This window comes from Pseudomonas sp. P1_C12, from assembly GCF_056406435.1.
In genome coordinates, this window is record NZ_JBFUAE010000001.1 from 378,737 (window position 1) to 398,793 (window position 20,057).

13 protein-coding genes and 3 pseudogenes are annotated in these 20,057 nt (G+C 53.4%); 3 read left to right on the top strand and 13 right to left on the bottom strand.

Going from position 1 to position 20,057, the window contains the following annotated elements:
* Positions 1-269 precede the first annotated feature (269 nt).
* Positions 270-1,589: an aspartate aminotransferase family protein gene (locus tag AC1D19_RS01805; protein ID WP_477762146.1), complete on the bottom strand. Its 1,320-nt coding sequence runs from the start codon at positions 1,587-1,589 to the stop codon at positions 270-272.
* Positions 1,586-2,653, bottom strand: coding sequence for a phosphotransferase (locus AC1D19_RS01810; RefSeq protein WP_477762147.1), 1,068 nt, complete (start codon positions 2,651-2,653; stop codon positions 1,586-1,588). Before AC1D19_RS01810 ends, AC1D19_RS01805 begins: the two co-directional genes overlap by 4 nt.
* A gap of 512 nt (positions 2,654-3,165) precedes the next feature.
* On the opposite strand from AC1D19_RS01810, the gene AC1D19_RS01815 reads away from it, so the two are divergent.
* Together AC1D19_RS01815 and AC1D19_RS01820 are read left to right on the top strand one after the other, a co-directional pair.
* Positions 3,166-4,164, top strand: a complete 999-nt coding sequence (locus AC1D19_RS01815; protein ID WP_477762148.1) for an aminotransferase-like domain-containing protein — start codon at positions 3,166-3,168, stop codon at positions 4,162-4,164.
* A 464-nt stretch (positions 4,165-4,628) separates the two neighbouring features.
* Positions 4,629-5,151, top strand: a pseudogene (locus tag AC1D19_RS01820) (site-specific integrase); the annotation flags it as partial.
* A 110-nt stretch (positions 5,152-5,261) separates the two neighbouring features.
* Here the strand turns inward: AC1D19_RS01820 and AC1D19_RS01825 are convergent.
* The 6 genes from AC1D19_RS01825 to AC1D19_RS01850 form a co-directional block, all read right to left on the bottom strand.
* Positions 5,262-5,732, bottom strand: a complete 471-nt coding sequence (locus AC1D19_RS01825; RefSeq protein WP_477762149.1) for an Lrp/AsnC family transcriptional regulator — start codon at positions 5,730-5,732, stop codon at positions 5,262-5,264.
* A 970-nt stretch (positions 5,733-6,702) separates the two neighbouring features.
* Positions 6,703-8,109, bottom strand: coding sequence for an aminotransferase (locus AC1D19_RS01830; protein ID WP_477762150.1), 1,407 nt, complete (start codon positions 8,107-8,109; stop codon positions 6,703-6,705).
* Positions 8,110-8,125: 16 nt separating this feature from the next.
* Positions 8,126-9,592: an NAD-dependent succinate-semialdehyde dehydrogenase gene (locus tag AC1D19_RS01835; RefSeq protein WP_477762151.1), complete on the bottom strand. Its 1,467-nt coding sequence runs from the start codon at positions 9,590-9,592 to the stop codon at positions 8,126-8,128.
* Positions 9,593-10,543: 951 nt separating this feature from the next.
* Positions 10,544-10,822, bottom strand: a complete 279-nt coding sequence (locus AC1D19_RS01840) for a hypothetical protein (protein ID WP_477762152.1) — start codon at positions 10,820-10,822, stop codon at positions 10,544-10,546.
* Between the two features lie 566 nt (positions 10,823-11,388).
* Positions 11,389-11,952: a carboxymuconolactone decarboxylase family protein gene (locus AC1D19_RS01845; RefSeq protein ID WP_477762153.1), complete on the bottom strand. Its 564-nt coding sequence runs from the start codon at positions 11,950-11,952 to the stop codon at positions 11,389-11,391.
* 12 nt (positions 11,953-11,964) lie between these two features.
* Positions 11,965-13,293, bottom strand: coding sequence for an aspartate aminotransferase family protein (locus AC1D19_RS01850; RefSeq protein ID WP_477762154.1), 1,329 nt, complete (start codon positions 13,291-13,293; stop codon positions 11,965-11,967).
* Between the two features lie 266 nt (positions 13,294-13,559).
* Here AC1D19_RS01850 and AC1D19_RS01855 point away from each other — a divergent pair, with 266 nt between their 5' ends.
* On the top strand, positions 13,560-14,465 hold the full coding sequence (locus tag AC1D19_RS01855) for a MurR/RpiR family transcriptional regulator (protein WP_477762155.1): 906 nt from the start codon (positions 13,560-13,562) through the stop codon (positions 14,463-14,465).
* A 269-nt stretch (positions 14,466-14,734) separates the two neighbouring features.
* On the opposite strand, the pseudogene AC1D19_RS01860 reads toward AC1D19_RS01855, so the two are convergent.
* The 5 genes and pseudogenes from AC1D19_RS01860 to AC1D19_RS01880 form a co-directional block, all read right to left on the bottom strand.
* A pseudogene (locus AC1D19_RS01860) lies at positions 14,735-14,941 on the bottom strand (hypothetical protein); the annotation flags it as partial.
* 188 nt (positions 14,942-15,129) lie between these two features.
* The gene (locus tag AC1D19_RS01865) at positions 15,130-16,413 is read right to left on the bottom strand and encodes a serine hydrolase domain-containing protein (RefSeq protein ID WP_477762156.1); all 1,284 of its coding nucleotides are present in this window, start codon (positions 16,411-16,413) and stop codon (positions 15,130-15,132) included.
* Between the two features lie 1,257 nt (positions 16,414-17,670).
* Positions 17,671-17,823 (bottom strand): annotated as a pseudogene (locus AC1D19_RS01870) (IS66 family transposase); the annotation flags it as partial.
* Complete coding sequence (gene tnpB, locus AC1D19_RS01875) at positions 17,801-18,103, bottom strand: IS66 family insertion sequence element accessory protein TnpB (protein WP_477762157.1); 303 nt, start codon at positions 18,101-18,103, stop codon at positions 17,801-17,803. The gene tnpB and the pseudogene AC1D19_RS01870, both read right to left, overlap by 23 nt.
* A 467-nt stretch (positions 18,104-18,570) precedes the next feature.
* Entirely contained in the window at positions 18,571-19,674 is a 1,104-nt protein-coding gene (locus AC1D19_RS01880; protein WP_477762158.1) for a DUF2817 domain-containing protein, read from the bottom strand.
* Between the last annotated feature and the right edge of the window lie 383 nt (positions 19,675-20,057).

Consider the following 20,057-nt stretch of genomic DNA (forward strand, 5'->3'; position numbering starts at 1 on the left):
CAAGTATTTGTTTTAATTAGCAAAAAGTAGATTTTGAAGACAGGAAGATCTCTTGTTGTGAGTTGAAAACCTATTTTTCTCACGGCAGCTACGACAGAGATCTGGGTGGCACTGAAGCGAATAAAATTGCTTGCAGAAACCTAACTGTCCCGGTTGATCGTATTCAAATTATCTGGGGAGCAACCACGTACCTCCGTTACTAGACAGTGACCAAAATTTCCTAGGCGAAGTGGGAACATTTCGCGCCCCCACTCCGGCCTTGGCAGCGCTTACTTGAGATCGCCAAGTACGCTGTCGAGGGTTTCGATGAAGATGTCCGCCTGCGCTCGCTGGAAGATCAGCTGAGGACGAACCTTCAGAATGTTTTCCATCGGACCGGCAGAACTGATCAGCACGCCGCGCTCACGCAGCCCGTTGACCACCTGGCGCGTGGCGTCGGCATCGGGGGGTTTGGTGGAGCGATCGCTAACCAGCTCAACCCCTAGGAACAGGCCTGCGCCGCGAACGTCGCCGATGACTTCGTAACGCTTGGCAAGCTCCTCGATTCCAGCCTTCAGGTAAGCACCGACCGACGCGCAGTTGCGCAGCAGTCCTTCGTTCTGGATGACGTCCAACACGGCATTAGCCGCAGCACAGGACACCGGGTTGCCACCGAAGGTGTTGAAGTAGCGAGCGGTACGGCCGAACTCTTCGACGACATCAGAGCGCATGACCGCGGCGGCGATCGGCTGACCATTGCCCATGGGTTTACCCATGGTCACGATATCGGGCTCGACGCCGTGGCGCTGGAAGCCCCAGAGATGGGAGCCAGTGCGCCCGAAGCCGGATTGGACTTCGTCGGCGATGTACAGCAGGCCTTCCTGCTTCGCCAGGGCGATTGCATCCTTCGCAAAGCCGGCAGGGTCGGACAGTACGCCATCGCTGGCAAAAATGCCGTCGAAGAGAATGGCCGCAGGCTTGATGCCATTGGCGCGCATGTCATCGATGGCCGCGCGGACATCCTCCGCGAAGACCCGCGCAACATTTTCGACGCCTAGGCGGTAGGCATCAGGTGCGCGGACTTTGCGGACGAACGTGCCCAGCTCGACGCCTGCTCCCAACGAGGGAGAGACAGCAGACACCAGGTCAGTGATGCCGTGGTAGGCGAGTTCGGTGACGATCACGCCAGTACCGCCGGTGTACTGCTTGGCGATTCGCAAGGCCAGGTCGTTCGCTTCGCTGCCGGTACAGGTGAACATCACGTGATTCAAGTACGAAGGGAACGTCGCCAGCAGTTTGTCTGCATAGTTCAGGATGCCCTCGTGCAGATAGCGCGTATGCGTGTTCAGCACCTTCACCTGCTCGCAGATCGCGTTGACCACGTGCGGGTTGCAGTGACCGATCGATGCGACGTTGTTGTAGGCGTCCAGGTAGCGCTTGCCGTCGGCGTCGTAGAGCCACACGCCCTCCCCCTTCACGATGTGCAGGGGACGCTCGTAGAAGAGGCGATATGCCGGGCCGAGGGTCTGGTCGCGGCGCGCGATGAGCCCGCGCTCTTCCTGGGAGAGATGTTCGGCGTCGGTCGCCGTGAAGCCATTAACCATTGTCATGCCACTGCCTCCTTCGAGCAGATGCGAGCGATTTGTTCTTGAGCGAGTCCACGGGGAATGTTTGAGAAGCCACGGAGGCCGACCCACGCGGATGGGGCATTGCGCAGGATGTACGCTCGGTTTTCCGGATACATCGTCGCGCGCCAGTTCGTGATGGCGACGGTCATCACCATGCGTGCAGCAATGAGATCGAAGAGGATCTCCTGCTCAACCTCTTCCAGCGGGCATACGCTGTTGTACGCACCGATGAAGGGCAGCGCCTGGGATAGAACGTGCTCGCCAGCGCCCAACTGGTAGGAGGCGCCCACGGCCAGATCGTTTATCAGCGGCGCATGCACCATGTCGCCGAAGTCAAGGATATTGCGGATGTTCTCCGGACGATCACGTTCAACGATCACGTTGTGGAAGTTGAGGTCGTTGTGAATGACCTGACCACGGAGACCTTGAAGACGTGGGAGCGCGTAGGTTTCGAAGTTCTCGAGGAACCGGGCTACCAGGCTCCGGCCTTCGAGATCGGGAATCAGATCCAGCAAACTGCCCATGCGCGAACAGTGCTTGATGTCCCACAGAAGCTCATGGCCGGCAGCCGGATGGAAGAAGCCGCGCAGGGCAATGCCCAAGCGAGCCAGGTGTACGCCCAGGTTCTCCCTCAGCATTTGGCTGGGAGCTTCGATCCTGTTGAGCGGTACACCCTCGACGAAGGAGAGCAGGCGCACCAGGACCTGTTGTCCACCCAGTTCGACCGGAATCTGATAGGTGCCGGACTGATTCGGATAAACACGCGATACGGGCAGGGTGGGGTCCGTGCGCTCGACGTGAAGAAGCGCCTTGTTCTGGAAGTCGGCTACGTTGACGTCCTCTGCTGAGTTGGAAACCTTCAGCAGGAACTGACGGCCATCCTGGCAGCGAAGATGGAAGTTCAGGTCACGTTCGCCGGCGAGCAGTTGTGCCTGGCAGTGCAGACCGAACTGCTCCAACGCCACGGCCTGTGCCTGCTCGTCAGAGGCCTGCGGAACAGCAGCGGTGAGGACATGATCATTCGGCGCATTGGTTTGAGTTTTCACGGATCGTCACTCTGAATAAACATCGGAATCAGCGGCTGCTCTGCGCAGCGGAAGTGACGATAATGCAGATTGGACTGAAGTATTAGAGCCAGAGTTATCTAGCTTATAAGTCCACTTTTAGATCCCCTTCGAAAAGCGCCGGCACAACCTAAAGACAGTTCAGGCTGAGGTCCGGTTACCGGGGCCAGGATGCGCATGAGCGCGAGTTCCGGGCCGATTTTGAAATACAGGGCTGACATCGCTCGCTATTGGACTTACCTTTAAGGCGCAAATACTTGCTGAGCTTGGGTCCAGTTTATGAGCGCGCGAATCCACGACTTCTTGGTTGGGAAGCTTGATAGGAAGCCGAGTACACAGCAGCTCTGCTTTCGCGCCGCGGCTTGGCGATAACGTCCAGGGTCACTGGCCTCGCCAAGGCAGGTGGCGCCTTCGTGCCTGGTGTAGCCGATGCAGACCTCTTCCCCTTTCACATCTGGAAACGGCTGCAGAACAGGTACTTCGGGAAAAACCGTATGGAGCTCACCGGGTACGTTGAGCACGGAGGATACCGCCGGCTTCGTGAAGCGCTCGCCTCCTACCTGTACGCATCCAGAGCGGTGAAGTGCAGATCCGAGCAGATCATCGTCACGATGGGCACCCACCAGTCATTGGACCTAGTGGCAAAATTGTTGAGTGATCCGGGTGACAGCGTGCTGATCGAGACGCCTTGCCACTGGGGAGCTCCAGTCGTCTTTTCAGCCGCCGGCCTCGCTACTCAACCCATTGCAATCGACTCGGATGGGGCCTGCCTTCCTGAGTTGGCCAACGATGCTAATCCCCGCTTCGCGTTCATCACGCCATCGCATCAATACCCCACTGGCAACATCATGTCGCTGCAGCGCCGCCGGGAGTGGCTTGCGTTCAGCGATGCGCGGAACATCTGGATCCTCGAGGACGACTACGACAGCGAGTTTCGCTACGACACCGAGCCTCTGCCATCACTGCAGGGGCTCGATACCAAGCACCGAGTTATCTATCTCGGGACCTTCAGCAAGGTGGCTTTCCCTGGTCTGCGCTTGAGCTACCTGGTGGTACCTGAGCCCCTGGCTGACGCCTTCAGCAAAGGGATGACCCAGCTGTATCGCCCAGGCCTCCTCCCCGTCCAGGCAGCTATGGCGGACTTCATCCAGGAGGGGCACTTCGCGAGTCACATTCGGAAGATGCGGACCGTGTACGCTGGAAGAAGAAATCTCTTGCAGAGAAGTCTGCTCCAGCAGTTTGGCTCTAAGATTCAGTTCTCCGCAGGCGCTGCGGGAATCCACCTCGCAGTCACCGTTACCCCCAAAGGCATTGCCCGGGAAATGATTCGTCGTGCACCGGAGTTTGGCCTGACCCTGAGGGGCTCCTACCAGCTCGATGTAACCGTCGATGATGATCTTCTGGTGCTGGGGTACGGAGGCATCAAGGAGCCGGATATCGCCCCGGCGGTTCAGCGCCTGAGGCAGCTCTACGACTCGATAACAGCAGGATAAGTTCATGGATTCAATCGGTAGTCGGCTTCGAACGGAGCGCAAACGCATAGGCGCCAGCCAGCAAACGCTAGCGGTGCTTCTGGACGTATCGAGACGAACCCAATGCAGTTACGAGTCCGATGCCAGCGACCTGACTTCAGCGAAGCCGGAATCGAACTTTTCTCTTTGTTATTGAAAATAAAGGGAAATTTTGAGTTCGAAAAATTTTCTACCTCTATGTGTACCCTCAGTCTGCGAGCAGACTCGGTATTGAACATTGCTACCGGTTTCCACCGCGTAATCGCCATGGAAAATTCGGGTGCGGTCATCGACACGGAAGGGTCGTTCGGTGAGTGGATTTTTCCAATGGTACGACTGGAACGCAGTAGAGCACCGCATGAACGACAGCGAACCTAACTCCGGTTGGACCAGAAACGGGTCGCAGACCACCGATCTCATCGGATTTGATCAGCAGGGAACGGATCCTATCTGCGTTTGCAACCCACTATTTCAGCAAGCTTCGTCAGCTCACAGGACACTCTCAATGGTGCTTCCGCGAAGCATCATAATTGGCATGTCGATCTCCAGGTCGTCAGCAAGCAGGTTGGGGACCGCCAATCACGCTTCAAAAATCGCAAGCCGTTAGCACGTCGCCGACATGATGACACCCTGGTGCTGTCTGGTGGTTTGAATGGGGAATGGACACCGCATGACCTACGCCGTACGGGAGCAACCATGATGCAGGCCTTGGGTATCAGCCTGGACGTCATCGATCGCTGCCAAAATCATGTACTGGCGGATTCACGAGTGAGACGCCACTACCTGCATCACGACTATGCCGAAGAGAAGAAAAGCGCCTGGAACCTGTTGGGCGATCGACTGAGTGCCGTGTTGTCCTCAACTTACGAGCACGCGCCAATCAAGTCGATGTTGTCTTTTCCAGCGTACGCGGCGACAGAGACGCGGACACCCACGCCGATCACTCATTGTGCTCATGCTCAAAATTAACGCAGGAGCAGTTGGAAACTTGCATCAATTGTTGATCCCGACAACGCACCGAGAAACCTAATTTCTAACCATAAAACAAGGTGCTTACCAACCCCCCTTAGAGCGCTGAACTACTCGACATCTATCGGAAGCTCAAATCCAGCCTTCACCCTGTCCATTACTACTAATGTCTTGAAACTTTTAATGTCCGAATTCTCGTAGAAGAATCGCCTGGTGAATCGTTCGTAATCCTCCATATCCTTGGAGGTTATAACCAGTACGAAATCAGAGTCTCCTGTTACGTAGTAACCTGTCATAACCTCCGGAGTGTTACGGATAGATTTTTTGAATTTATCAATGATATCGGCTCGCTCTCGCTCTAGAGAAACAAGCACCAACATAAAGACGTGACGCCCCACTGCCTTAGGCGACACGATTGACACATCACCTTCGATAACACCGTCCTTTCGCAACGCTTTCAGTCGCCGTTGGCATGCCGTCGCAGACAAGCCCACAGTGTTGCCCAACTCCTCGGAAGTTATTCGATTATTTTTTTGGACTACGCCCAGTATGCTCGCATCAATTCTATCCAAAGAAATCATGCAGTTTTTCCTCCAGCATTCGTCATATAACGCGGCAAAAGCTAAAATATCAACAGAAAACGCCGCGATACATGCTCAGGATCTCATAAACCAATCTTTAGGGCAACGCCGCGTTTAGACCATAATATTGCTCATAAAATGCGCAAAACGGTTATAAACAGCTGTTTTTCTGCGTCAAAACATCCATATTGAATCAATTGGAATTGCGACACCACTAACCATAGCTGAGGCTGGGAAATTGGTCCCTTCGTCTCGCTTCACTTTTCGAAAATCGTAGTAAAACGCCTGCCACTGGCACGGCCCTCTGTCAGCTCACGGAGGTCTATCTGACTATTAACTAAGACACTGCGTTATTTACCGGAGTATGATTTCCGTGTAAATGCAATGAAACTCAAAACAACAAGGAGAGATTGATTCACAATTGCTACAAACGGTTGAAATATCATTTATTTCACGAATCATAGCGCAAATCAGTTTCTGTACCACAGGTGGTTCTTTATCCACGCTCGGGATGCAATACGTACCTTGGCAGCGCGCCCTATCGGCATCATTGCGGCAACTCACCAAATTTAATTGAACGAAAGCACAGGTAATCGACATCCCCTGACGGGTCAATTGACGCGTCGTCTTCGCCGAAAGACTAGCGTTTTTATTAGCGCGCCAACTCGGGGAAACGGCATAGAAATGGAACTATTGGCCTTGCCAGGTTAGGAACTACTGGCGCAGTAACTCCAACTACCAACTACTGAAAAGTCTAAAAACTTTTACCCAGCGCTCGTACCAGAACAACATTTGAAAGCTGACCCAAAACCTCTAGGGGGGGGGGAGGACGCAGTCCTCATTTAACGGATATTTTTGAACTTAAAACAATGCCGCCGCCGCCAACTAAACAAACCCGGTGGACTGATGGCATCGGCTTAAAAATGGCGGAAGGCGCGAACCGATAAATGGTTCAGCGCCTCCTTAAGAATCAGCGCAGAGCGCCTTCAGCAGTCAGTTCTTTGATAACTTTTTGTACCGCTTGATGGGCAAGATCAATAATCTGATCAACTTCTTTTTCGGTGGTCACCAGAGGTGGAGCGAAACCCAAGATCTCGCCATGAGGCATTGCCCGGGCAATCAGGTTCAGATCACGAGCAGCCTTAGAGACACGAGCACCTACTTTCAGGGCAGGATCGAAGCGCTTCTTAGTAGCCGGATCCGCGACAAACTCTAGTGCCGCCATCAAACCTACGCCACGAACCTCTCCAACAATCGGCAGGCTACCAAACACTTCCTTGAGGTTGTTCTGCAGATAAGCCCCTACTCGAGCGGCGTTGCCGGGGATATCTTCTTGCTCAACGATGTCCAGGACAGCATTTGCCGCAGCGACACCAATTGGATGGCCAGAATAGGTATACCCGTGAGAGAACGCACCGACTCGATCAGCCCCCTCCTCCATTACCTTGTACACTTTCTCGCCGACGATAGCTGCAGACAGCGGGGCGTATGCCGAAGTCAAACCTTTTGCGACAGTGATAAGGTCTGGCTCGATGCCGTACTTATCGCAGCCAAACATGGCGCCAGTGCGACCAAATCCTGTGATCACCTCGTCAGCAATCAGAAGGATGTCGTACTTCTTAAGGACTGGCTGGATCGCAGCCCAATAGCCAGCAGGTGGTGGAGTGATACCACCCGTGCCCAGCACGGGTTCAGCAATGAAAGCACCGATGGTGTCCGGATCTTCACGCAAGATCAGCTCTTCCAGCTCCTGTGCGCGACGAGCGGAGAACTGCTCTTCAGTTTCGCCTGCTTCAGCCCCCCAGTAATAGTGTGGAGCCCCGGTACGCAGGATGCCGGTGACAGGCAAGTCCATGTAATCGTGGTAGAAGCTCATCCCGGTCATCGAGCCCGAAATTACTGAGCAACCGTGATAGCCACGATCACGGGTAATGATTTTTTTCTTCCTTGGCAGACCACGCAGGTTGTTGTAGTACCAGACCAGCTTGGCTTGAGTTTCGTTAGCGTCCGAACCCGAAAGGCCGTAAAACACCTTGCTCATCTTGCCGGGTGCCATGCGTACAAGGCGATCGGACAGACGAGCCAGCTCGTCCGTCGTGTGAGCAGCATAACTATGGTAGTAGGCGAGCTTGTGAGCCTGGCGAGAAATGGCCTCAGCCACTTCAGTACGACCGTAACCAACGTTCATGCAATACAAGCCGGCAAAACCATCAATGTATTCACGACCGGTGGAGTCAGTGATACGGATGCCCTTACCAGACTCAACGATGGTGGGATCACCCAGTTTGCCAGTGGCGAAATCTTTCAGATTGGTAAACGGGTGCAGGACGGTATTACGGTCCTGAGCTGCAATCAAATCATGTGTTTGCTTATTCATATTGTTTCCTCAGTTCTCACAAGTTGCCGAAGCAGACGTATTTGAGTTCCATGTATTCAGCGAGGCCGTGTCTGGAACCTTCTCGGCCCAGGCCGGATTGCTTCCAGCCGCCGAATGGAATGGGGGCACCAGTAAACTTCGGAGTGTTGAGCGCGACCATGCCGTACTCCAATCGATCAGATAACCGAAGTGCCCGACGCAAATCATTGGTATAAACGTAGGCTGCAAGGCCAAATTCGGTTTTGTTAGCGCGACGGAGGACCTCCTCCTCTGTATCAAAAGGAAGAATCGCAGCCACTGGCCCAAAGGTTTCTTCGAATGCGATGTCCATTTCGTCGGTGACATCTGATAGTACGGTTGGAGTTACAAAGTTTCCCTGAATAGCCGCGCTACCAACCACAATGCGCGCACCTAAGGAGGTAGCGTTCTCAATATGGTCGCGGCACTTAATAGCGACCGAACGACGAGTCATTGGGCCGATATCGACACCTTTCTCAAGCCCATGCCCCACCGTCAACTTGTTGGTAGCAGCAGCGAAGGCTTCGATGAATTTTTCGTAATGGCCACGCTGAACATAAATGCGGTTGGCACCGAGACAGTCCTGCCCTGATGTTGCGAATTTGGCACCCATGCAGCCCGCAACCGCCTCATCAATCGACGCGTCATCAAATACGATGAAAGGCGCATGCCCGCCCAATTCGAGCGACACTTTTTTCACTGTGTCACCGGACTGCTTCAGCAGCAGCTTCCCTACCTCGGTAGACCCGGTGAAACTGAATCCACGTACCTCAGCGCGCTGCAACAGGCGAGCAGAGTGCTCGATCGCGTCACCGGTCAGGACCTGGAATACACCGGCAGGAATACCAGCCTCCTCCGCGAGCTTGGCCAGAGCCAGAGCCGATAGCGGCGTCTCAGGCGCCGGTTTCACGATCATCGTGCAACCTGCCGCCAATGCAGCACCCGCCTTACGAGTAATCATTGCGCTGGGGAAATTCCAAGGGGTGATCGCGGCGGTCACTCCGATAGGCTGCAATTTCGTCAGAAGCTGACTACCAGCCAAGTGGCTTGGAATGGTCTCTCCGTAGCAACGCTCGCCTTCAGCAGCGAACCAATCCAAGAACGCCGCACCATAGGAGATTTCCCCCAAGGACTCCGCAAGAGGCTTGCCTTGTTCGGCGGTCATGATCACCGCCAAATCCTGGGCATGCTCGCGAGTCAGTGCCGCCCATTTACGGAGAATTAGTCCCCGCTGAACTGGTAGCAAATCGCGCCAGGCAGGGAATGCTGCACCGGCTGCTTCAACGGCGCGATCAACCCAGATGACTTCACAATGGGCGACTTCCGCGATTTTTTCATTGGTGGCCGGGTCGATAACAGCTAGGCGAGAATCAACATCAATCCACTCTCCATTGATGTAGGCACGTGTTTCCAGGAGATCTGGGCGGGCAAGGTGACTCAGAGCACTTTTGGCAAGATTTTTCATGGATACCACTTGAGCATAATGTTGTTGGTACCAGTTTATTGATCTGAAACAGTGCCAAACATCAATAAACATCTGCCAAGTGGATAATTACTGCGTTTTTATATGTGACATCGATTATTTTATGCGCATCGGTTTTTCCCAAGGCAAACATGCTTGAGACACCGTGCATTACCAGAACTGGAGGTACGATCGGGGGTACAAGGGGGAACGGCAGCAACATCCGTACTAATACAGCAATAACGTCGTCGATCTACCGCGCCAACTGATCACAAAAGCGCCTGCGGCTATGCGGACGGCAATAGCGCCAGCACTATGTGTTGCGACCTATAGTTTAACTTGGGTGAGGAGTGCGCCGTTGGGCAAAGCCTATATGCTGGCCTCGGCCCCGACCTGTCGCATTTGGAGAAAAGCCTCAAACGCAAGCCGTCATACTTGCGCCACGTAAACCTTATTCGTGGTCTGCAAGATAGTACGCTGCGTCATAACGAATTGGCGACATTGATATCGTCGAACATTGAGGGGGTTGGCGCGCTATATTATCGAACATCAGAATTACGTGGCGCTGGCATCAATGTGTGAGCAGACGCCTTTAGTCGGCGTCCAGCACGCTACAACGACGCGTTTATCCGAGCAACTCGGCCTAAATCGTTACGACGGGCTGCGTCAACTCTATGCTGATGCCGTTCACAATAGATATACGGGATTGGCTGGGTCAGTTTTCGGTCAGCGGCAACAGTCCCAGCTCATCCGCGCATTGCTTATCTGCTACTTCATGGTCATTCGCTAGGTTTGTGGGACAAGGCCTGTGATGTAGCCAGCTTGCTGGGTGAGCACGATATTTTGCGCGGAGCAGGTGCGGACGTCAAAGCCCGCCCTACAGCGGGATAGTGGGGTATTCCCGGTCAGATAAAGCTTTGTTTCAGTGATGCTTGACTGTGGCAAGGCTGATATTCAGTTCTTTTGTGTAGTAACGATCTGTTTTGCTGCGCCTCTATCACTGCGCCTATCACTTGATAGTCGATCACGCTCGTGCTTTTGGTGGAGGGCGAGATACTCGTCCACATCTTCCTGCGTGCGATGATCCTGCCCCAAAAGCGACTCACTCAAGCAATTGAACCGCATTGACTCCTCGAGCGTCAGGCCAGCAAATACTTCGTTGCCCTGAAGGTCTGCGCTAAGGGCTCGTATTTTTTTAAGGTATGCGCGCTGCATGTCCGTAAGCACAAGCATTTAGACCTCCTATAAATTGGCAGTGTAAAGGTGTGCCGCAATACGCAGGGCCGAATAGATTTTGGCGATAAATATCATCCAGTGGCCCCTAGTGATAATTCAAGCTGAGTGCAGAGATGAACACGCATTTCAGCCGGCCAAGTTAAAGTGATCGCTGGTAGCGCGGGGCGCAGTTCTTAATGTTCAACACCTGGTCTTGGGCTGCCGTCATTCAAACTCGGCTAGGAATACAAATGTATCAAATTGACGCGGGCAAGATCAGCACGGCTGACGCTACTGCCTCCAGGCTAAGCCTGGCCGGACACTTATAACCCAAGAACAATGAACGAGCTAAACACCAGGGTCGACTAATAGACTAAAGACGAAATACGATGCCTTGAACGTGCCCGCAAATCAGAGACCCAACGCGCCTCAGATGTAATCTCTTTAAACATACGCAGCTACGCGAACACCGCCGAACGCTTACCCCCCTTAAAATGTAGCCATCGCCTGTGCATTCGCCAAAGTCGACGAACGCAGCTTAGCCACAAACGGACTGGGAGATTGCGCTCCTAGATTACCGTGAATCAAGGCTCCGGGAACGGCAATGGCACATCGGTGCCGCGGCGCACCGCAAACACGTTCAGGGTCATTGCCACCAATGCGTAGTAACCCAACACCCCGACCAACTCGACGACCGCTGGCTCGTTAAAGGTTTCGATGGCCTGCGCATACAGCGCATCATTCACACGACGATCCTGATACAACGCTTTGGCGACGCGGTAGACCACACGTTCGTCTTCCCGCTCAAAATCAGGCTCGGCTTGATGTCGTAGTGCTTCAATGACCGCATCGGTGACACCCGCCTGGCGAGCGATAGGTTCGTGGATCTGCCATTCGGCCTGGGACTGCCACCAACTAGCGGTGAACAAAATGGCCAACTCGGTCAGACGTAATTCCAGGCGCGTGCTGTAGCGACAAAACGCACCCAGTCGCTGAGCATGGCTGGCCAGTTCCGGACTATGAATCCAGGCAAGGAATGGACCATCGAGGTTGCCTCGAGGGCCACTGAGAATCTCCGTGAGTACCGCCCGCTGAGCATCATTGATCTGATCGTCGGCAAGTGCAGTGAGACGCGATTGAACGAACATCGGCCAAACTCCTTAAAGGTCCTTGAGTGTGAGGCGAATGGCATTCACCAGTTTGCTGGCGATCTCATCCAAATGACTGTCCTCGAGAATAAATGGCGGTGCCAGCAGGATGTGGTCGCCATACTGACCATTGACAGTTCCGCCCATTGGATAGCACATCAGTCCTTCTGCCATGGCGGTTTTTTTGATTTTCGCGTGTAGCTTGAGCGACGGATCAAACGGTTTTTTGCTTGTCCGATCGGCCACCAACTCCACCCCCTGAAACAAACCGCGACCGCGAATATCGCCTACGTTCGGATGAGTGCCCAGTAACTCGATCAGGCGATCCTGCAATCCCCGACCTAGTACATTGACCCGCGCCAGCAAACCGCGTTCCTCTATAGTTTTCTGCACTGCGAGTGCCGCCGCGCACGCCGTGGCATGGCCGATATACGTGTGTCCGTGCTGGAAAAATCCAGAGCCATTGGCGATGGCGTCGCGGATTTTCTTGCTCACCAGGGTCGCACCTATCGGTTGGTAACCGGCGCCCAGTCCTTTGGCAACGGTAATCAGGTCGGCGCTGATCCCTTCCTGTTCGGCAGCGAACAATGTCCCGGTCCGGCCCATGCCGCACATCACTTCGTCGAGAATCAATAGAACCCCATAGCGGTCACACACTTCGCGAATCGCCTTGAAGTAACCGGGTACCGCCGTCACTGCACCCAGCGTCGCCCCAACGACCGGTTCCGCGACAAACGCCATGACATTTTCGGCGCCCAAACGGAGAATTTCCGCCTCCAATTCCGCCGCCAGACGCAGGCCCATTGCTTGCTGTGTTTCGCCTTCGCACTGCTCGCGGTAGGCATAGCAAGGACTAACATGGCTGACATTGATCAACAGCGGTTCGAACTGTTTTCGACGCCACTCATTGCCGCCTGTGGCCAGAGCGCCAAGGGTGTTGCCGTGGTAACTCTGACGGCGCGCAATCAGATGCTTGCGTTGCGGCTGACCGATTTCGACGAAGTATTGCCGGGCCAGTTTAAGTGCTGCCTCCACTGCCTCCGAACCGCCCGAGACGAAATACACCGAGTCAATACCCTGCGGCGCACGAGACACCAGAAAATCGGCCAACTCCTCCATGACCTCGGTGGTAAAGAATGAGGTGTGAGCGTAAGCCAACTGTCCGACCTGCTGGCGGATCGCATCGATCACCTGAGGATCGCTGTGGCCAAGGCACGAGACGGCCGCCCCGCCACTGGCATCCAGATAGCGACGCCCAGCACTGTCGATAATGTAAGGGCCATCGCCCTTGACGGCGACAGGGTAATGTTGCGTGAGGCTGCGGTGAAATACGTGGCTCATGTTTCCCTCCGGTGCTTTATGCAAATAATAAATGCATTTAAATAATATGCAATTATTATTTGCTCATTATTCCTCGCCCTACTGGCAGGAAAGTCCAGATCTGGCTCCAAGGGGCAAGAGCTTCATGCGGCGCCGGTCATGTTGGACGACACAAAAGCACTTTTCTATTGCGGCATCTGCAAATGCCTGTGTACCTTGCCGAAAAGCATCGGGTTAGTGCATAACGCCTCCTGATGCCTTTCTCTTATCGTGAATGGACTGTCCAAATGACGAACACCCCGCCCCCCCTGCCCGATACCATCACCGGGTTGAAACAGCTGCTGGATTCCATCGAGCGACGCGAGGTGGACATTGCATTGGGTAGCAGCTCAAGGCGGGTGCTGATGGCGCTGATAGAATCACCACAACGGACAGCCGTGTCGTCCATCAGCGAATTGGCGCAACAATTGGCAGTCAACGCATCGACGTTGTCCCGGTTGGCCCAGCGTCTGGGCTATGGCGGATTCAGCAAGCTGCAGGATGTGTTTCGTCGAGAAATGACTGAGGGCAAACACTTCTACAGCGATCAGGCTTCGCGACTAGTGGTGAGCACTGGTGACATGGATAACATGAATCAGCTGACCCGCCTGGGTCGTCAGGAAAGCGCGAACATCGCCAGCATGATCGAGCAGGTTGACCCGGCAGTGTTCGTGCAAACGGTGGAGCTGCTGTCCAGTGCCCGCCGGGTTCGAATCCATGGCATGCGCCAGTTCAATTCCCTAGCAATGTTCATGTCCTACGGTCTGGGTATGCTGCGCCCGGATGTCTCGACCCTGGACAACAGCCGCCAAGGCGTTGCAGATGCCTTGGCGCAGATGGACGAAGGAGACCTGCTGGTAGTGTCCAGTTGCTTCCCCTACACGCCCAGTGTGCTGGCGACCGCGGAAGTTGCAGCGAAGCATGCAATAAAGGTGATTGCCCTAACGGATTCCGCCAGTTCCCCCCTGGCGAAGGTTGCTCTGTACAGTTTCTATGTGCCCAACCACAGTCTGTTTTTCAGTAACAGCATGTGTGCGTTTATGTTATTGGCCCAAGGCCTGCTGAGTGCCGTCGCCAGCAATCTGGGCGAATCCTCGGTGTCCGCCCTCAAATACCGCGAAACCCTTATCAGCGAGCTGAACACCTCCCTCTGACCCCCCCCCCCGGCGGATTGGGTCCGTCAAGGTGCCATGGGGGCCGTTTTTTTTACCCCGCTGATTGGTCTATTTGCCCCTTTATCGATTGCCCCGACGACCACTTCACCGGCATGGTCATGTACAGAGACCGACGTAAGCGCCCAGCTCTTCCGATCAGCAGAAACAGTTTGCCAAGCCCCAGGGGGTCTTTGCTTATCTCCCCCATGATTAGATGCAGAGTATGGCAGTAGCATTACCCACCACGCACCATAAGTCAGGATATTCTAGGCTGGGGCACCTTCTTTCATGGTGTCAACAAGGTTCAGAGCCATCAGCAATGACAAGTCGCGGTGAGCCCACTATGCTTCGACATCCCCCCCGACAGGAACTGCGTACTCAATACTGATTGCGTCGTAGAGATCGACCACGAAATCAAGTCTCAGCAGACTACCGCCCCGCAGGCCCCGTTTGCGAAGCGCTTCAGGGCGTTTCGGTACGAAGCTCAGGCCCACGCCATCTTCAAGGCCGCGGGCCTGAGCCAGCCGAGTCGGTAGAACTGATCAGGAACCAACTGCAGTACACCGGTCAGTAATCGCACCCCGGGCGGGTGCGATCATAAAACCTCCGCCCGGCGTATCTTTCTGAGCAAGTACCAAATAATGCATCAATCCCGACAGCTCGCTCACCTGAGTTTCGCCGCTTCCGAAATCAGCTCGAGGGTAGCGGCGCGGTATTTGTCTAAAGAGTCTTTTTTCAAACCAATGACGCTAACAGACATATTCAATGTCGGCGCGTATGCTACATATGCCCCCCACGCGCCACCATGCACATACACGGTAATATCTCCGACTTTCATGATCCGCACGCCATGACCATAGAGCTCCGCCCCCGGATCTCGGGGAGTAGCCGTATTGAAGACGGATGTCATGAGATTGATCGTTTCTGCCTTCTTGAAAACTTGCCCGTTAAACAAAGCGTAGAAAAACTTTGAGAGGTCCTTTGTGGTCGACACCATCCCCCCACCGCCGAACAGATCAAACGGAGTAGTGTCATAGATGTCCCAGCCGTTGGCTTTCGACGCTTTAGGGTCAGTGTACAGGCTATAACGGTATTGATGCGCCCGCGGTAGCACGCCTTCGGGCTTCGTTTCAAGCACTTCCCACCAAGTGTCGACAAGCCCAAGACGTTTGAAATCGACAAGCTTGCGCGTTGCCTCCGCCATGGATTGGCCTGTTGCCTTCTCAAGGATCGCGCCGAGCAGAATATAGCCGGTGTCGGAGTACTCAAACCTCTCTCCTGGCGCAAAACGCGGTCCGCCCTCCATCGCCATCTTAAGTTGCTCATCCACAGTGAACCGATGCTTGAGCTCGCCAGACATCAGTCTTTGCTCAATCTCAGCGTAGGCGCGTGTATCGAACACATCCAAAAGTCCGGCAGTATGCGATAGGAGTTGCCGGACGGTGATAGCATTAACATCGTAGCCGCCATCCGTAAGAATTTTTACCTGCGTCGGAGTAATATAAGAACCAATCGACTGATCCAGTTCGATTTTTCCGCTCTCCCACAACCGCAATATTGCAGCGGCCACGAAGGGTTTCGTAACACTTGAAACGACAACTGGATGATTAGTTGTCAATAGCTCATGTCCACCCTGTTCTGTCATGCCGGCCACCTCGCCGTACTCCATACAAAATTTAGGTGCTTCGACATACACGGCAGCTCCGAGAGCCGCATCGGGTCCGCTAGTGATTGCGGAAATGAGTGAGTGCGCCTTCGCTCGAAGCAACTCCCCGTTGTGCTGCTCAACGTCGCCCCCAACACATCCCGCCACCGCGTAAGGTACCAATAGCGCCGCCGTGAAAGACACCAATAACGGCGCTACGAGTCGCCGCATCATTCCCTTTCTTGTTAGTCGATCGGAGCTGATTTTCCCGGGTGTTCCATGAACATCTCGATTTTTTTTCATTTTTGTTGTTCTCCGGTTTTTTGAAGTTGGCCAGCTCGAGGTCACATCGTATTCGGTTGCAAGCCTAGTATTTATTAGCTGAAGGCTTTGCATATAAGTTGCAAAATTGAATGTTGAGCTAAAGCAGGCCAAAGGAAGGATCGGAAGATTCGCTTAGAGCGTGTCTAATACATGCATCCGAATCCAGGTCATGAAGAAAATGCCCGGATAAATCTATACGGGCATTTCCGCTATCGTCGTCACAGAACAATGCCCACTGCAAAAGCTGCCTTCAGAATAATCGCAGTGCCGACATTGTCTGACTGAAAATTCTTAACTTTCATTTGCGTCTCCTTTTTGTTTTTTATTTTTGTTTGGCGGGATAGCTTGATATGTTGCGCCTCGCCGCTGCAAAACTTTAGCTGCAAAGCAAAGTCATAATCCGTAAAAAAAACTATATGAGTGAAGTAAAAATGCGTTTTTCTTAGCTATAACGCATAATTACTTAGTAGGTTAATGCTAAGAGTTGCGATAAAGCGTCCTAGCGGTCTTCGGCTTCAGCGAGTTTCGACTCAATTGCTTGGCTGCATGTCACGGTTGATCCGGAGGTCAATGCGAGTAAAATCAAGCTTCGCGGCGGGAGACAATTTTCATCGCCGATGCCCCCACCAACCTATCCCCGTCGAGCGTTTTGGAAGTCTGGCCAGTCCCATGGAGCCCTTGCCTGTTTACTTCAAGGAAATGCCGTAACTAATGAGGAGACGATTTTCGCCAGTGCCACGGTCGAAGTCGGAACGATCGCTTGCGTTGCGCCACAGATGCCGAGGTTCGTCAGCGGTCCATCTTGGACGATGTACTGCAGCTCGATGTTGTGTTCCCACTCCTAGCCCTCTCAGTCGAGCCCTGGTTGCGGCGGACATCCTGATACGCCATCCACACCAGCGGCTTCGGTATCTCGAATGCTTTTCGCTGCACTAAAACGTCATCCTCGTTTGAGTTGTGTCCCGCACAACGAATGTGATCCCCACCCCTTCGCTCCAGCCCCATTACAGGTCTTTCATCACAACTACGGGTGAGTCCGTCCCTATCCCCACGATACGTGCCGAGGATAGATTCTCACGCCTCCCAAAATGACCTGGCTCAGGTTCTTGCTGCCTTAAAACGGGTGCCGTGCAGTCGGTAGACAGGTGTCCTCTGCACTTCTCGGGGCCCGGCTACACAAGCCCGTTTTGACACCAGTGGAGATTCGTCGCTTCATCAGTCAGTTCACTTGCGTTCACGATAGCCATTGAGCAGGCGTGTCGGCACCTCCTGCGCGCGGCTGGTGGAGTAGTCAAAAAGGATCACTGGTTTATCTGGCGGGCCGCCGGTTTGCACCCACATCCAGGACTGGCTGCTTGGGTCTCGGTCAGGCTCTTTCAACACCTGTAAGTTCCTGGACGGTCAGAACGATCGCCTCGTCGGTGGCGCCAGGCGATGTTTTGAATCGTTCGGACTCAAGGCGCTTGAGCCAAAGGCAGAAGCCGTTGCGCTCCCAACATAAAATCTTCCGATTGCGAGGCTTGTTGAGGAAAACGAAAAGCACGGGGTCAAATACTGCGACTTTAATATCCAGCTCGACTAGCGCAGCCAAGCCGTCGATGGTTTTTTGGAAGCTGACCGGCTTGGGGTACAGATACACTTTTTCGACTTTGGCATTGGGTCGCATCATGGCGAGCTGGCTCCTGAGGGAATCGGGAGCACAGCATCCGGAATCAGCTAAGCGCTTTGAATGTGGGGTCTATGGAGCGCTCACGAAAGACCCGGTTGGACTGAAAGATCCTGTAGATTTGGAGGGATAATAAACTGGGGGCGCTGATTACATAGCCACGAAAGTTTTTAAAAATGCGTAAAACAGCGTCTGCAGAAAGCAGCCGTTCCCTTTAGGAACCTGGAGCGAACAACAGATATGTGATTCAAGGCCGGGGTGTAGTGCTTCACCTAGTTGTTGCTTGCGACGAAGTCGATCTGTTACACATTAATTGCACCGCAAATATGTAGCCCCGACGGCAAATAGGTTTTCTATTCTATTTTTCAGAAATGTCAACTCTTGAGCAATCGGGGCGTTCGCCTTTATCTTAGGCCCTCTATCTATCAGACAGCCTGAAGATTCTCGTACTTCGTGGCTTCAACATAGCACTAAATCGGAGAACTCAGTGCCTCTAAAGCCTGCCTATGTACTTGGTGTGCTCGCCAAACAACCATTTCCTTCCAATCTATTTTCTGAGGATAGAAACAATGCTTGGTCGCCTGGCGAATTTTGCGCCCTAATGGCGCGTCAATCTCCTCAGGACGATACTTGTATAGCCATAGGTCATCGCGCTGTGCCTTGCGTACTGTATCGATGTCACAGGTACCAAATTCTAAGCAGACATAAGTATGTCGAGAACCTAGGAGCCGCTCCCAAAATTCATCCTGCGACCCGTGCAGCGGAACGGAGGTAGATGTACCGACATCAGGGGAGGTGGCGGAAACGCCAAAAATGTCGGTGGCGCGCTCATATCCTGCGATCCCTGAAACTTGCTCGCATTGTAGCTCGCCGTAACCATACGGACCCAAGCCTGTGTGGTAATCGATGATAATTACACGCTCCCTAGATGCAACATCGAAGTCGGTTGCAATTCTTTCTAGGGTTTGTCGTGCTTCGGACGGGGCTTGGCCTCCATAGGACATGCCGCCGGGCCTCGTAAATTGCCCAGAACTGCGAGCCTGCTGAAACTTCCGTCTGCCATGTTTTGAACAAAATTCTGCCACAGCATCTTCTGCTAAAGCTACCCCCTCTGCACTAATATCGACAGGGACAATATAATTAGCCAACTCTTCGTATGCAGAACTATCTGGTAATGGGAGCGTAAAATCGATGAAGTTTCGATTGAGATCTATGCCTTCCGCTGTGACGATACGATCCCAGGCAAATCCGTAGCAATTGAGTGCATGGATAATTAGGACGGCCGTATTATCAGGAAGCTGTTCATGCAATCTGGAAGCAATGAAGACGTTTTGACCGGCGGACCCACAATAACCTTCTGCACCATGAGTTCCAGAGACTAAAACCAAAAGATTTTTTGCCGTATTAGAACCGAAATAGGCGACGTCAGTATAGAGATCCTCGCCTGCTGGTCCTTTTGCACCGCAGGGGTAAGGAATAGCGTTAGGCGTCGCACTCAAAAACTTTCGCCGGGATTCAGCGTATGAGTCGGAAAATACTAGCGGGGCAAGCTCTACAGCGCTTTCTAAAGTCATTTGTTATACCTTTTTCGCTTGTGCAAATTGCTCAATAGAATGAGCTATTAGGCTATTCGAGAGAAATCCATACTGGCTAATTATTGCTCATATAATAGTAAAATTTTCATGTTTTTCATGCATGCTGCGCATTTTTTCGGCGCGAAATTTTGAATCAATGCAGATTACACGCGCCTCAAGGGGCTGCCACCTTAGAAAATTGGCACGAACAAGCACTATATTCGCAAATAATAGTAACGGTACGCGATTCTTCCAGCGAAGCTAAGTAGACACTAAACGGCTGCGATCGCAGCCCAAGAGGGATTGCAATAGTAGTAGACTGGCTGTTGGCGAATTGCTCTTTATTTCGCCTGCCTGAACACTGGTGCAACAAAAGATTCATT